Origin of the sequence: Vibrio sp. 1-Bac 57 (genome assembly GCF_037546855.1) — a bacterium.
Classification (GTDB): domain Bacteria; phylum Pseudomonadota; class Gammaproteobacteria; order Enterobacterales; family Psychromonadaceae; genus Psychromonas.
Genome location: NZ_JALAAC010000030.1, coordinates 1 through 14,468 on the forward strand (window position 1 = coordinate 1; position 14,468 = coordinate 14,468).

Here is a 14,468-nt window from a genome sequence, read left to right on the forward strand (position 1 = left end):
GAAATAACAGTGTTATATCACTTTGTTTGAGCCAGTAAATAAGACCTTGTAATGAATGATGTCTGAGCAGGGTAAAATGTATTCGACCCTTTAAATAGACCTTGTAAATAGACCTTGTAAATAATTCTGAGGGTACATTCCCATTTGAACATCACCACTTCATTTATGACTAATTTTTATAACACTCGCAGCGATTCCTACCATGTTCCTTACTTTGGTATAGGGCAAGATCTGCTTGTTTAATTAACTCCACAGATTTAATGTTTAGTTGAGGGGTCATTGATGCGATACCTAAACTAATGGTGACATGCTTGTATGACGTTTTACTATGGGAAATGTTTAAATTACTAACAGCAAGCCTTACCTTTTCTGCTACTAAAGCGCCTTCTTTAATATCACTTTCTAGCAATATAACAAACTCCTCACCACCATAACGAGCCAAAAAATCAGTAGGTCTATTAATGGTTTCTTGGATAGTTTGGGCCACTTTTTTTAAACAATCATCACCCGCTATATGTCCGTAAGTGTCATTAAATTTTTTAAACTCATCTATATCAACGAGTAATAAAGTTAACGGTTGTTGGCTACGGGTTTTTACCAACCATAAATAATTAAGCGTTTTATCTAACCACCTCCTATTAAATATATCAGTTAACCCATCGACTTGTGACAACGACTCTAATACCGCATTCGATTTTTCAAGTTTATCATTTCTCTCATTAACCATATCGATAGCGGCATTGAAACCAATAATCAAATCACCTATTTCATCTTTTTTATAACCTTTAATATGTGTCAGGGATTTTTTCTGTAATACCATTTCCCTAACAGATTCAGCAGCCTTTTTTAATGGATTAAAAAAGAAGAATAAAAAAAACATAATCACCAAAAATACAGAAAAACTAACAATGATCCCATTAATAATGGCAGCCCGTAAACTTTCATTTATTATCTGATAAACCTTGGCCACAGGAGTTCTTACCATAACAAACCAATCCGAGGAGTTAATATCAGCCGTAGCGGCTAACATTTCACCTTCAACTAAAGTCACTGTATGTCCATATCCGTTAAAGCCTCTCATTACCTCGTCAAGAAATGCATCCATCCCTTCTTTAGGAGTTGCTTTTAACACTAGGTTTGGATCGCTCGATGCTAAGAATATTTGATTCGTTCTTGAAATGACTAAGATATCGCTTCTTTCACTAAAGTCTTTATCAAATATATACTCCATAAAACCGGGGCGATTCAAGAAGATTGGTGCTTCTAATATGCCTAATACCTGCCCATTTTCATCTCTTAACGCTTTTGCGATCACAACCAGTACTTCACCCATAACTTCAGAACGAAAAGGTGAACTAATAATAACGCCTTGGCTATTATTCGCCTTTCTCAACCATTCGTAATCAGTCATTACTAAGTTTTTTCTACCTGGAATAACCGGATATTCAGCTATCGCGCCCTGTCCATTTGGGCTTATAACTGCAAAGCCCTGTGGAAAAAAATCAGTAAAAACAATATTATTTTTAAATATTTCCTTTATAAAGGCTTCTGATTGTATTTTTTGAGGAGGAATTTTATCCGCTAAAGCAACCAAAAAATTCGTACGCATTGCTATTTTTTTTTGAATGTCTTTTGCGATATATTTAGCTTGTGTATATTGCTCTTTATTGATTTGGTTTTTTATTTCAGCCTTAAGCATTAAAAAATTGTAAATTTGAAGCGGCGTAAAAGCAACGATGATAAACACCGCAACATAGAAAGATAATTTAGTGGAAATACGGGATGGTTTTATTTTATCTAAAAGAGTTGTCATCTACTCATAATTTATTAGTTAATACACAAAGGCAAACATACCTCTTTTATTATATAAAAGTTAGTTGTTTTGTTGATAACATTGCGACTCATCATGAAATTATTTGTTTGAAACAAAACTCAGTTATTAGCGACTATTAATTTTTACTATGCGAGATATAAAGCGGTAATAAAACGTATCAACAAGTAACACTTGGGATTGTCGAGATTGCGTAATCACATCTTAGAATGAAATATAAATTTAAGTGATGCAGTTTTATACGCAGTCGTTGTTTAACACGAATTATTAATATAGGCGATTAACCACAATTAACTTAACAAACTCTCCTTTACCAATATGTTTGATTGCGCTTTTAATAGAACTTGTTATGATTTGCGGCGATTATAGTCGGGGGGCCATTGGCTGAGAGCGATGTGATATCAATATTAATTGATAAAACGTCGATACCCGTTGAACCTGATACAGTTAACACTGACGCAGGGAACTATGTAGAAACCATTCCTGTGGCATTCCTTTGCTTTGTATTGGTGGATATCAGTTCCGATCGCGTTGTGAACGGAGCCATTATGTCTGACCTTACACCTAACGCTATTTGTACACCTATTCGCACACCAATAGTATTAACTATTGCTGGCTCTGACAGCAGTGGCGGTGCTGGTATTCAAGCCGATATTAAAGCGATTTCAGCCACCGGCAGTTATGCTTGCTCTGCGATCACTGCTATTACCGCACAAAATACGCTTGGTGTGTCTGCTATCTTCCCGATCCCCCTTGAACATGTTGAAAAGCAATTAGATGCTGTTTTTAGTGACCTCAATATTGTCGCGGTTAAAGTAGGCATGTTAGCCGACTGCGAGATCATCAAAGTGGTGGCTAAAAAACTAAAACAGTACAAACCGTCCTTTTTAGTAATCGACCCTGTGATGGTCACCACCAACGGTGATTTATTATTAGAAAAAGTCGCCATTCAAACGCTAAAAACTGAACTACTGCCAATGGCTGATTTAATCACCCCTAACTTGCCTGAAGGCGCGGCGTTAATTGACAGTCACATTCCCACCAGCGAACAAGAAATGCAGGCAATGATTGATGCTTTACGTCAGTTAGGTGCTAAAGCCGTATTATTAAAGGGCGGGCATTTAGAGCAAGATGAAAACAGTAATGATTTGTTAATTTTAGCGGACTCAGTACAGCAACTCACTGCAAAACGTATTAACACAAAAAATAACCACGGCACAGGTTGTACCTTATCTTCAGCGATTGCTTCTTATCTGGCTCAAGGCCATGAATTATCAACAGCAGTACAGCTTGGTAAAGATTACATTACGCAAGCATTACAACATGCTGACCAACTTAATATTGGTCAAGGCCGAGGCCCTGTTGATCATTTTTATGCATTGAATCGATAGTGCTAACCATGACAAATAACTTATCGCCACAGCCAAAAAAATCAATAAATCAAAGCGCTCCAAGCATTGATATTCACAATGCCAGCTTGCGTTATAACGACAGTGAGCAGTGTGTATTGTCATCGCTTGATATGCATATTCCAGCAGCACAATGGACCTGTATTTTAGGCCGTAGTGGCTGCGGTAAAAGTTCTTTGTTACGTTATTTGGCGAACTTATTAAGCGATAAAGTACAATGGTCTGGGCAGCTATCCACCAGCACCAATATTGCATTGCAAGGTCAAATTGCCTATATGGCACAGCAAGATTTATTAATGCCCTGGTTATCGGTATTAGATAACGTACTGCTCAGCGATAAATTTACACCTAATCCACAGCCATCACAACGTGATAAAGCACAACAACTATTACAGCAGGTTGGCCTTGAGCAACAAGCTCATTATCTACCACAGCAATTATCTGGTGGAATGCGACAGCGTGTTGCATTAGCGAGAACCTTAATGCAAAACAAGCCTGTAGTATTAATGGATGAACCTTTCTCGGCATTAGATGCAGTAACACGCTACCGCTTGCAAAACTTAGCCCATGAATTATTAAAAAATAAAACCGTAGTATTAATTACACATGATCCACAGGAAGCTATTCGTTTAGCAAACCAGCTTTATATTATGCAAGGTCAACCTGCATCTGCAGAATCATTAGATGTACCTAGTACCCCAGCACCAAGACAATTTGATGCACAATGCGCTGAGCTACAGCAGACTATTCTTGACCGTTTGGAGCAAGATTATGCGTAATTTTGTTTCCATGTCAGGTTTAACTAAATCGTTTAAAAGCAGTGATAAAACATTACCGCCAGTATTACGTATCCTGTTCACTTTTATGATTATAATTGCAATTTGGCAAGCGATTGTGGTGCTCTTTGATCTACCCTCTTTTATTTTACCTGAGCCGTTAGCGGTATTTGAACGCCTGATCACACGCTATGAAGTGTTGTTAAAACATAGTTGGGTAACCACACAAGAGATACTTTTAGGGTTATTACTAGGGCTTTCCATGGGCCTATGTTTTGCACTACAAATGTTACTGTTTAAACCCATTAAACGCTGGTTATTACCGATCCTGATCACCAGCCAAGCAATTCCTGTTTTTGCGATTGCGCCTATTTTAATGATCTGGTTAGGTTACGGTATTTCCTCAAAAATAGTGATGGCGGCGATGATCATCTTTTTCCCAGTGACCACCTGTTGCTACGACGGGTTAAAAAACACTCCTACCGGTTACCTTGATTTAGCTAAAACCATGGGCGCGACTAAATGGAAGATGTTACGTCATATTCAATTGCCTGCTGCTTTACCTACTTTAGCGTCTGGTATTCGTGTTGCTGTGGTTATTGCGCCGATTGGTGCGGTTGCCGGTGAATGGGTAGGTTCAAGCGAAGGGTTGGGTTATTTGATGCTACAAGCTAATGCGCGAATGTTAATTGATGAAATGTTTGCGGCCTTATTTATTCTATCTGCGCTCTCTGTAAGTTTATATTTTATCACCGATAAGTTACTAAAAAAGCTTATCCCATGGGAAGTCTAAATGCACCATTTTTAATAACCCTAAACTAAGCCTAAAACTAAAACTAAAACTAAAACTAAAACGATTAATACCAAAAATACTATAAGGAAATAAAACACATGAAAAAGAGTTTCATTTTAACCGCCTTGTCTCTAACGGCTGCATTATTATCATTCTCCGCACAGGCTGAAGATAAAAAAGTCACGCTAATGCTAGATTGGTTTGTTAACCCTAACCACGGCCCAATTGTGATTGCACAACAGCTTGGTTATTTTAAACAGCAAGGTTTGTCTGTCGATATTCAAGAACCTGCAGACCCAAGCATGCCACCTAAATTAGTTGCCGCGGGTAATATTGACTTGGCTATTACTTATCAGCCTAACTTGATCATTGATGTATCTGAAAAATTACCTTTAGTACGCTCAGCGACCTTAATAGCAACACCGTTAAATACATTAATGGTCTTAGATGATGGCAAAATAAATTCATTGAGTGACCTAAAAGGAAAAAAAGTCGGCATTGCTATTTCAGGTAGTGAAGAAGCCATCATTGGCAAAATGTTAGAATCAGTACAACTTAATTATCAAGATGTAGCGATCATTAACGTCGGTTGGGCTCTCTCTGCTTCTTTAGCATCGGGCAAAGTCGATGCCATTTGGGGCGGGTTACGTAACTTTGAAACTAACCAGTTAGAACTGGAAGGGTTTAAAGCTAAAGCTTATTTCCCTGAAGAGCATGGTGTTCCGGTTTACGATGAATTGGTATTTGTTGCAAATGCAAATAAGTACGATGCGAAAATGATTAAAGCCTTTAATAAAGCCATAGAGCAAGCCACTATTTATATCGTTAACCACCCACAGCAAGCATGGAATGAGTTTGTTAGTTACGCACCTGATACGTTAAATAATGAGTTAAATAAACGAGCATGGCGCGATACGTTGACTCGTTTCTCATTACGCCCTGCTGCTATTGATTTAAAACGTTACGATGATTATGCGCAATTTATGTTTGATAACAAACTGATTAAAAGTCTGCCAAAAGCAAAAGATTACATGCCAATATTCGAGTAGTTAGCACACTCATATCAAGTTTAAATAGACAACTAAAAAAACAGCGAGAGAATCATGAACCATCAAGATTTAATTAGTGCTTGCCAGTCTGACTGGGATGCCTACACACAGCATCCATTTGTGATGCAATTAGGAAACGGCAGTTTAGCGCAGCCGTGCTTTTTACATTACCTAAAGCAAGATTTTTTGTTCTTAAAGCAATATGCGCGTGCTTATGCATTAGCCATTTATAAAGCCAATACCCTAGCAGACATGCGCAAGGCGTTACCTAGTGTACATGCGTTATTAGATTCTGAGATTAGTCACCATGTCACTTATTGCGCAAATTGGGGATTAACGGAAGCAGACTTAGAAGCAGAGGATGAAGATTTTGGTACCGTCGCTTACACGCGTTACGTGTTAGATGCAGGCATGACCGGTGACCTAGTTGATTTATACGCAGCATTAGCCCCCTGCTCTATTGGTTATGCAGTGATTGGACGTTTATTAGCAAATGATAAAAATACCATCGTTGAGGGTAATGAGTTTGCTAGTTGGATTGATTTATACAGCGGTGAAGAGTTTCAACAAAGTGTTACCGATGGTGTGCAACATTTTGACCAGTTACTTGCTGAAGTAGACATTAACAGCAAACGTGGTCAACACTTGGTAAAAGTATTTAAAACAGCAACCAGAATGGAAGTTGCCTTCTGGCAACAAGGTTTAAACGCCGCTATTTAAATAGACGCAGTGCTAAATAAAAACAGAAGTAGAGGAGCAAATATGTCAGTAATAGCAACAGAAAAGCGACAAGTGATCACTAATGCCTTACAAGTATTGCGCGAACAAAAACCATTAGTAGTAAACATCACTAACTATGTGGTGATGAACAATACAGCTAATGCATTGTTAGCAATTGGCGCTTCACCTATTATGGCGCATTCATGCCAAGAAATGGCTGAAATGATGTCATTTAGTGGTGCGTTAGTCATTAACATTGGCACCTTAGATAGCCAGTGGATACCACGCATGATCTTCGCAGTTGAACAAGCGAACCTCAATAATAAAGTGGTAGTATTAGACCCTGTGGGTTGTGGTGCAAGCACTTTACGTACTGAAACATCACGCCAAATAGCAGCACTTGCAAAGCAGTTAATTATTAGAGCTAATGCTTCTGAAATTATTGCTCTAGCAGGAGAAAAAGCACAAGGCAAAGGTGTCGATTCACTTGATAGCAGTGAAACAGCAGTTGGTGCAGCCCGTTACTTAGTTGAAACTTATCAATGTAATGTCGTCATTTCTGGCGAAGTCGATTACATCATCAATGCAGAGAGTGAGATATCACTGCATAATGGTGATGCAATGATGCCTAACATCACAGGAATGGGTTGTAGTTTAAGTGCATTAACCGGTGCTTTTGCAGCGATTGGTGAAAATACTGGTTTAGCAGCTGCTGCCATACTTGGCATCGCAGGGGAAGTTGCGGCTAAGCAATCCGCGGGACCAGGAAGTTTACAAATGAACTTATTAGACGTGCTATATCAATTAGATGATAAAGCGATTGTGGCACACTTAAAGATGACTATTAATAAATAATACAGTCGTTGCTGGATCAGTAAGTGAAAGTGACCTTATTGCTTTCACTCTACTTAGTTATATTCTTTGCTATTGCTGCTTAGTACTATTGATTAACTTTGCTGCTTAGCATTTCAACTTAGCTTTGACAATTAGCAATGCTATTTACATAAGCCACTTTTTTATTGTATCCAATACAGGTAAGCACCATGAATCCATACCGTTTATATCTAGTCACCGATGATCAACAGGATCTTTATACTTTAATTAATGTAGTCAAAGAAGCTGTCGCTGGCGGTGTTTCCATGGTGCAAGTACGCGAAAAAAGTAACGATATACAATCTTTTATTACTCGCGCTCAAGTGGTTAAAACCATACTTCAAGGCACTGGCGTTCCGCTAATTATTAATGATCGAGTTGATGTCGCTTTAGCGGTAGATGCCGATGGTGTGCATTTAGGTCAATCGGATATGCCAGCACAAATGGCAAGAACATTAATTGGTCCAAATAAGTTGTTAGGTTTATCGATAGAGAATGAACAACAATTAATGGATGCAAATACACTACCACTGGATTACATTGGTTTAAGTGCAATATTTGCTACCCCAACAAAAACCGATACGCTTAAACAATGGGGTATTGCCGGTTTACAAAAAGCGATTAATGTTTCTCAATTTCCGATTGTGGCTATTGGTGGTATTAATCACAGTAATCTTGATCAAATCATTAGCACGGGTGTTGACGGTGTAGCGCTAGTCTCTGCTATTTGCCATGCCGATGATCCTAAAGCTGCTGCAGCAGCGTTGTTAAAACAGATACAAACTGCTACGCCATAAGCCTGTTGAAATAAAAGCAATTAACCACAAAGCTAAAAAGGTAAGATCAAAAGCGCTTAACCACGAAGGCACGAAGTTAAAAGAAGGTTAGGTCAAAACCTTATATGAAGGTAGGTAGCACTAAACTTTCCACTTAAACCCAGTTTTTCTTTCTTCGTGCTCTTCGTGTAGCCGGTAGCGCAGCGCTTCGTGGTTAATATCTTTCTTTTTTATTTTGTCACTAATGACTTCTCAACCACAGCATTTCAATTAAGAATAACTTACAATATTATTCAACTTGTTAATTAAATTAAAACACTGGCTAACGATGAATATTACGCTCAAACAATTGCATGTATTTGTAACTATTACTCAAGAAAAAACCTTAACCACTGCGGCTGAGAAATTATTCCTGAGCAAACCAGCAGTGAGCATGGCTTTAGCTGAACTTGAAAAACAGTTAGGGCATAAACTCTTTGAGCGCACTAATAATCGATTATTAATCAATGAAATGGGCAAGGCGTTATTACCATTAGCCGATGAACAAATAGAACGCATTAAAGCTATTACTAGTTTATTTGATAAAAACAATTTCCAAGGAAAACTAAGAATTGGCTCGAGTAATACCGTCGGAAACCATTTGTTGCCCAATTTATTAGCTGAGTTTAGGGATATTAAACATCATCAAGCTCAATCCATATACGTTGATAACAGCACTTGTATCGGCAAAAAACTTAAAGAATACGAGCTAGATATTGCCTTAGTTGAAGCTTTAGTGATTGATAAACAATTGCATATCGAGCGATGGATAAAAGATGAGATGGTGATAGTCGCTAGTCCTGCTCACCCGCTAATGAATCAAGAACAAGTCACGATAGAAGATTTAAACCACCAGCATTGGATTTTACGAGAACAAGGCTCAGGTACGCGCGAGTTTTTTATTACACACATTGGACAGTATTTAACAAACCTCGATATTACCTTTGAATTAAGCTCTACGGAGGCAATCATTAACTGCTGCGCTGCAGGGTTAGGATTATCTTGCATGTCTAGTACTGCTGCTCGGCATGCCCTGCAGGATAAACGTTTGGCAACCCTGCCCATTAATATCGATATGTCACGAGACTTATATTTGGTATGGCATAAAGAAAAATATCAGAGCCCAATATTGAAAGAGTTTATTATTTTTTGTCAGCAATGGACCTTAAACGCTTAATTCGAAAGATAGTTACCTTAACTTCTTAGGCATATTATTTAAATAACAGACTTCACTAATATAGTTCTTGAATTCAATAATAATCTCAACATTTTAAAATCAAACAAAATTAGTACTGGAATAAACATAAAAAAACAGCGACTTACTATCATTTTCATTAAATAACACACCATAAAACTACCTATATTTAAATAATAGCCTATTCTAAACGCTTCATTATGTGCATTTTAAAAGGCGAGAAAAGAATATGGCTAGAAGCAAAACCACCTCTACAGACGATGTATTATTAGTATTATGTAATTCGGTAAAGTCTGTTTTAAGTAGTGCAACGGGGCGAACGGTTAACTATTCATCTATGGTTCAAAAAATCAATAAAACCTGCCTTAAGCCCGATATTGGCTGTTTTGTGTTATTTGACGGTGGTTTTTCTGGATTAGTTATTTTGAATTTTAGTGCCGCTGCTGCAATGGAGCTATACACCACATACATGACCAATATGGGTTTGTCGGAAGAAGACTTAGCCACATCGCATACTGCTGATGATGTAAGTGATGTAATGGGTGAATTAATGAATCAAGCCGTTGGTGATTTTACGGGGGTTATTGGTCATGAATTACATACATCTATCAATCAAAACCAACCTAAAATGCTGACTATCAACAAGCAAGTTGTACTCTCTATTGATACAAACCTAGATCGCCCACAAGCTCGACGAGTGAGTTTTACAACAGAAAAAAATAATATTTTTTATCTTGAATTAGCGATGGATAAAACTGAGTTTATTAAGTTACCTAATTTTGAAGAGCGAGAAGCATTTGATCCCGACTCTCTAATTGAAGAAGAGAACAATAAAACATTGCAGGCAAACGCAACGGCTCAAAATACATCGACCTCAGACTCTGATTTGTTTGATGAGTTAGGTATTTAACCTCAGTTCGGGATAAGCAAAACGACTCAATACCGTGAATTTCTGCGTTAATTTGTCTTGTGACAACCTGGTGTTCGAAAATTTATAAAGTACATAAAAAAAGTTTGCTGAGTATACTCAGCAAACTTGGATTTTATAACATTACAAAGATTAAAGATTTATTGTAACTACTCAGGCCGTCGCTATTTAAGCCTATTTCTTCGTTCAAAAATGCTCATTTAAACCACTAAACTGCGTTTTTTCGCCTTGAACTAAGAATAAATAGCTTAGCCCTGAGCATTTACGTTTTTATTTTGGTAAAAAGCACTCAGTTTTAATGGGTGCTGAGTAGTTACGATTTATTAAGCTTGTTTATTCATTTTTGCATGTTGTTGGTGAAACGAGTCGAACTCAACTTGTGAAATTTTTCCATTACCATCAGTATCTAACATTTCAAAAGTCGGGCGTTTATGACTTTTTTTAGCTTTAACCATCGCATTAAACTCTTGCTCTGACAACTGACCATTATTATCAGCATCTATTCTATCAAAATGCTTAAGTAAACGCCCTTTCGCTTCACTTTTAGCAATTGAGCCATCATTATTGGCATCAACCATGGCAAAAGTTAGTTTTTGATCGCGCTTTCCTTTACCCATCTTTTTCACTAATTCAAATTCAGCACTTGTGATTGCACCGTCTGCATCCGTATCAATTTTATCAAAGCCTTTCAATAAACGACCTTTGGCTTCATTTTTAGTGATTTTACCATCGTTGTTAGCATCGACTTTAGCGAAGGTAGGTTGTTTATGGCCTTTACCTTTTCCTTTGTGCATTGCTTTCATGGCATCAAATTCAGCGCTAGTAATTGCACCGTCTGCATCTGCATCAATCTTATCAAAGTATTTTAGTAAACCACCTTTGGCTTCATCTTTAGTGATTTTAGCGTCGTTATTAGTATCAACTTGAGCAAAGTCTAATTTATGATTACCGTTACCTTTTTTATGCCCTTTGCCTTTATGCATATTTTCCATTGCAGTAAATTCAGTGGTTGTGATTGAACCATTTGCATCGCTATCTATTTTATCAAAATGTTTCAATAAACGACCTTTAGCTTCATCTTTAGTGATTTTAGCGTCGTTATTAGTATCAACTTGAGCAAAGTCTAATTTATGATTACCGTTACCTTTTTTATGCCCTTTGCCTTTATGCATATTTTCCATTGCAGCAAATTCAGTGGTTGTGATTGAACCATTTGCATCGCTATCTATTTTATCAAAGCCTTTCAATAAACGACCTTTAGCTTCATCTTTAGTAACAACACCGTCACTGTTAGCGTCTACCTGAACGAAGTTTAATTTTCGATTTCCTTTATGCATTTTTTTCATTGCATCAAATTCTGCTGCCGTAATATCGCCATCGCCATTACTATCAAAATCAGCGAATGCAGCTTTTTTATGACCTTTTCCCTTATGCATTGCTTTCATAGCTTCAAACTCAGCTTTATTAACACTGCCATCACCATCGCTATCAATACGATCAAAATGCTTAGCCATTCTTGAACCCGCTTCTGCTAACGTAATTACACCATCGGCATTCACATCAAAGCTTTCAAAGTCACGTTTACTTTTACCATCTGCTGCCATTGTTAAAGCGCTAGAAACCATTAACGCAACACCGCTTAATATAAATAATTTTTTCATGTTAACCTCTATTCTAATTTACCAAATAAAGCTCTTTCTGAGCTGATGTAAAGACTATAGGTAAACATTGTGCAGGAAATATGGATAAAAAAAGGAGTTAAGGGTTTTAGGCTATTTTTAAGGACAATTATTTATTAATTGCTGACTTTGAATAGGATAAAAAGGAAGGCTTACTATTTAAAAATGTGGCGAATTCAGCATTGAACCACATTATATTTTTAACAGTAAGCAGTAAATAAAGAATGTAACAGCTAACGTTCGTTGTTAGATGAATTTGATATTTATTAAATTCACTTGGAATTCAGAGATATAATTAATGATCACAGGGCAAACTTATAACCCACTCCATATATTGATTGAATGCAATCGACCTCAGCATCAACATTTTGGATTTTACGACGTAGATTTTTAATATGGCTATCAATCGTTCTATCGGTAACAATGCGATTGTCAGAATAGATTTGAGACATTAGTTGTTCGCGACTGAACACTTGGTCTTTATGTTGGTGAAAATGGGATAATAAACGAAACTCCGCACGGGTTAAACTCACTTCTTTACCCTTAACTAACACTTGCATGGTACTTTCGTTGATACTCAAGACTTTATCTACTGTTTTGACATCATCTGTAGCGCGACGTAAAATATTTTTCACTCGCACCACTACTTCTCGTGGACTATAGGGTTTACAAATATAATCATCAGCTCCAAGTTCAAGCCCTACTAAACGGTCAATTTCATCCACTCTTGCCGTTGCCATCACCACGGGTATGTCAGTGAAAGTACGTAGCTCTCGGTAGATATCTAAGCCATTTTGGCCCGGCAACATTAAATCTAATATAATCAAATCAACTGAGTTTTCTTTTACCCAACTAACAACGGATAAACCATCATTGAGTATGTGTGTAATAAAACCAGATTGACTAAGGTACTCACTAAGTACTTGTGCTAATGAATGTTCATCTTCCACGATTAAAATATGCTGTGGCATTATCTATTTCCTAATTATTGGCAAACTAATAGTGATGGCTAATCCGCCTAAAGCGGAATGGGTCGCAACCATACTGCCTTGATGTGCTTGTACAATGGTTTCACAAATCGATAACCCTAAACCTGCCCCCCCACTTAAACGACTACGTGATTCATCAACCCGATATAATCGTTCAAATAACTTAGGTAAAGCGGCATCAGGGACACTAGGTGCACTATCTTCAATACAAATAGAAAGCTGTTTTTTATTTGTTTTAATATGTACTTGTAATACGCCAGGCGAATCCGTGTAGCGTAGACTGTTTTCTAATAAATTAGAGAATAGCTGCGTTAATGACTTTTGATCTCCTTTAATATAAACCGGCTTTTTAAGATCAAAATGACTGTGCAACTGTATCTGTTTTTCTTGACACCGCAGTTGATATTGATTGCAACTGGTGGCCAATAATTGTTGTACATCAACCGAATCCGTTAAGTTAAATTGTAATCCTGCATCGGATAATGATAATTGATATAAATCATTCACTAGCTGACTTAAGTTCTGAACTTGATGGTGTAAAGAGTCAATATACTTTGGTTCAGGTTGACGAATACCGTCCTGTAATGCTTCGATTTCACTTTTTAATACTGAAATAGGCGTACGCAGTTCATGTGAAATATCTGCTAACCACTGTTCTCTGGTCTTTTTTTGATGTAACAAACTTTGACTTAATTCATTAAATCTCGTTGATAATGCAGCAAGCTCATCTTCACCTTGTACTTCTATTTGCGTTAAATAATCACCTTGTTGTAAGGAATTAGCGGCGCTTTCAAGGCGTTTTAGTGGCGTTAAAAAATGTCGTACCAATAACCAAGATAATGAGAATGACAATAAGGTTACCCACAACACAATCCACATTAGGTTATGTTGCTGCTCGCGATAAAAACTACTCTCTAATGCACCTGAAATAGCATTACGTTTTTTAGTGATCACCCAACCAACCGTCTTACCTTGATAGCTAATCATCACTTTAATCAAGCCTTTTTTACTTTTGGGTTTAGGTTGATTTAATAGAGGTTGATAGTCTTTATCTAAAATAAAAATACGTTTCATTAGACTTTCAACATTCCTTGCAGATGCTTGTCGCGGTTGATTATCTCCATGACGTGGTCGAGCAAATACTTGTGCGATAACATCCCCCACAACTTTTGGAGACAAATCTTGCCAACCATTTAACGTTGAGTAAAAAGGCGCGATATGCTCAGCAACAAGTTGCAATTTTTCCTTTTCACCGTGATTAAGATAATTCCGCAGTCCAGTTTGGAAGCTAGAGTTCATTAACCATGCCATGCCTATGACCATTAAAGAGCTAATGAATAACATGGAAATGAGAATTTTCTTGAACAAGGTTAGACGCATCTAGCACCCTTTTATCTAAATTGATTATCAA

12 protein-coding genes, 1 pseudogene and 1 riboswitch are annotated in these 14,468 nt (G+C 37.3%); of the genes and pseudogenes, 9 read left to right on the forward strand and 4 right to left on the reverse strand.

The window, feature by feature from the left end; translation table 11 throughout:
* Positions 1-169 precede the first annotated feature (169 nt).
* A complete protein-coding gene (locus MT391_RS16030) occupies positions 170-1,813 on the reverse strand; it encodes a sensor domain-containing diguanylate cyclase (protein WP_499498985.1) in 1,644 nt (547 codons plus the stop codon).
* A gap of 378 nt (positions 1,814-2,191) precedes the next feature.
* Positions 2,192-2,313, forward strand: a riboswitch (TPP riboswitch).
* A 66-nt stretch (positions 2,314-2,379) separates the two neighbouring features.
* Between MT391_RS16030 and thiD the strand changes: the two genes are divergently transcribed.
* The 9 genes and pseudogenes from thiD (at position 2,380) to MT391_RS16075 (ending at position 10,371) form a co-directional block, all read left to right on the forward strand.
* The gene (gene thiD / locus MT391_RS16035; RefSeq protein ID WP_499498987.1) at positions 2,380-3,222 is read left to right on the forward strand and encodes a bifunctional hydroxymethylpyrimidine kinase/phosphomethylpyrimidine kinase; all 843 of its coding nucleotides are present in this window, start codon (positions 2,380-2,382) and stop codon (positions 3,220-3,222) included.
* A gap of 8 nt (positions 3,223-3,230) precedes the next feature.
* Positions 3,231-4,019 (forward strand): ABC transporter ATP-binding protein, encoded by a 789-nt coding sequence (locus MT391_RS16040; RefSeq protein WP_499498989.1) that lies wholly within the window; start codon positions 3,231-3,233, stop codon positions 4,017-4,019.
* A 103-nt stretch (positions 4,020-4,122) separates the two neighbouring features.
* Positions 4,123-4,809, forward strand: a pseudogene (locus MT391_RS16045) (ABC transporter permease); the annotation flags it as partial.
* 98 nt (positions 4,810-4,907) lie between these two features.
* Positions 4,908-5,858 (forward strand): ABC transporter substrate-binding protein, encoded by a 951-nt coding sequence (locus MT391_RS16050; protein WP_299665455.1) that lies wholly within the window; start codon positions 4,908-4,910, stop codon positions 5,856-5,858.
* 54 nt (positions 5,859-5,912) lie between these two features.
* Positions 5,913-6,578, forward strand: a complete 666-nt coding sequence (tenA, locus tag MT391_RS16055) for a thiaminase II (RefSeq protein ID WP_499498991.1) — start codon at positions 5,913-5,915, stop codon at positions 6,576-6,578.
* Positions 6,579-6,620: 42 nt separating this feature from the next.
* A complete protein-coding gene (thiM, locus tag MT391_RS16060; protein WP_499498993.1) occupies positions 6,621-7,433 on the forward strand; it encodes a hydroxyethylthiazole kinase in 813 nt (270 codons plus the stop codon).
* 188 nt (positions 7,434-7,621) lie between these two features.
* The gene (thiE, locus tag MT391_RS16065) at positions 7,622-8,248 is read left to right on the forward strand and encodes a thiamine phosphate synthase (RefSeq protein ID WP_499498994.1); all 627 of its coding nucleotides are present in this window, start codon (positions 7,622-7,624) and stop codon (positions 8,246-8,248) included.
* Positions 8,249-8,555: 307 nt separating this feature from the next.
* The gene (locus tag MT391_RS16070; RefSeq protein ID WP_499498996.1) at positions 8,556-9,443 is read left to right on the forward strand and encodes a LysR family transcriptional regulator; all 888 of its coding nucleotides are present in this window, start codon (positions 8,556-8,558) and stop codon (positions 9,441-9,443) included.
* A gap of 247 nt (positions 9,444-9,690) precedes the next feature.
* Positions 9,691-10,371: a DUF3334 family protein gene (locus MT391_RS16075; protein ID WP_166370662.1), complete on the forward strand. Its 681-nt coding sequence runs from the start codon at positions 9,691-9,693 to the stop codon at positions 10,369-10,371.
* Between the two features lie 341 nt (positions 10,372-10,712).
* On the opposite strand, the gene MT391_RS16080 is transcribed toward MT391_RS16075, so the two are convergent.
* The 3 genes from MT391_RS16080 to MT391_RS16090 form a co-directional block, all read right to left on the reverse strand.
* Positions 10,713-12,050 (reverse strand): EF-hand domain-containing protein, encoded by a 1,338-nt coding sequence (locus MT391_RS16080; RefSeq protein WP_499498997.1) that lies wholly within the window; start codon positions 12,048-12,050, stop codon positions 10,713-10,715.
* Between the two features lie 320 nt (positions 12,051-12,370).
* Complete coding sequence (locus MT391_RS16085; RefSeq protein ID WP_299665434.1) at positions 12,371-13,039, reverse strand: response regulator; 669 nt, start codon at positions 13,037-13,039, stop codon at positions 12,371-12,373.
* A 3-nt stretch (positions 13,040-13,042) separates the two neighbouring features.
* Complete coding sequence (locus MT391_RS16090) at positions 13,043-14,437, reverse strand: ATP-binding protein (protein ID WP_499498998.1); 1,395 nt, start codon at positions 14,435-14,437, stop codon at positions 13,043-13,045.
* Positions 14,438-14,468: the final 31 nt, after the last annotated feature.

Excerpts from the sequence above, each read along its gene's own strand:
- thiE (WP_499498994.1), top strand. The coding sequence starts at position 7,622 with ATGAATCCATACCGTTTATATCTAGTCACCGATGATCAACAGGATCTT.
- MT391_RS16050 (WP_299665455.1), top strand. The coding sequence starts at position 4,908 with ATGAAAAAGAGTTTCATTTTAACCGCCTTGTCTCTAACGGCTGCATTA.
- MT391_RS16080 (WP_499498997.1), bottom strand. The coding sequence starts at position 12,050 with ATGAAAAAATTATTTATATTAAGCGGTGTTGCGTTAATGGTTTCTAGC.
- MT391_RS16090 (WP_499498998.1), bottom strand. The coding sequence starts at position 14,437 with ATGCGTCTAACCTTGTTCAAGAAAATTCTCATTTCCATGTTATTCATT.
- thiD (WP_499498987.1), top strand. The coding sequence starts at position 2,380 with ATGTCTGACCTTACACCTAACGCTATTTGTACACCTATTCGCACACCA.
- MT391_RS16070 (WP_499498996.1), top strand. The coding sequence starts at position 8,556 with ATGAATATTACGCTCAAACAATTGCATGTATTTGTAACTATTACTCAA.
- thiM (WP_499498993.1), top strand. The coding sequence starts at position 6,621 with ATGTCAGTAATAGCAACAGAAAAGCGACAAGTGATCACTAATGCCTTA.
- tenA (WP_499498991.1), top strand. The coding sequence starts at position 5,913 with ATGAACCATCAAGATTTAATTAGTGCTTGCCAGTCTGACTGGGATGCC.
- MT391_RS16030 (WP_499498985.1), bottom strand. The coding sequence starts at position 1,813 with ATGACAACTCTTTTAGATAAAATAAAACCATCCCGTATTTCCACTAAA.
- MT391_RS16075 (WP_166370662.1), top strand. The coding sequence starts at position 9,691 with ATGGCTAGAAGCAAAACCACCTCTACAGACGATGTATTATTAGTATTA.
- MT391_RS16040 (WP_499498989.1), top strand. The coding sequence starts at position 3,231 with ATGACAAATAACTTATCGCCACAGCCAAAAAAATCAATAAATCAAAGC.
- MT391_RS16085 (WP_299665434.1), bottom strand. The coding sequence starts at position 13,039 with ATGCCACAGCATATTTTAATCGTGGAAGATGAACATTCATTAGCACAA.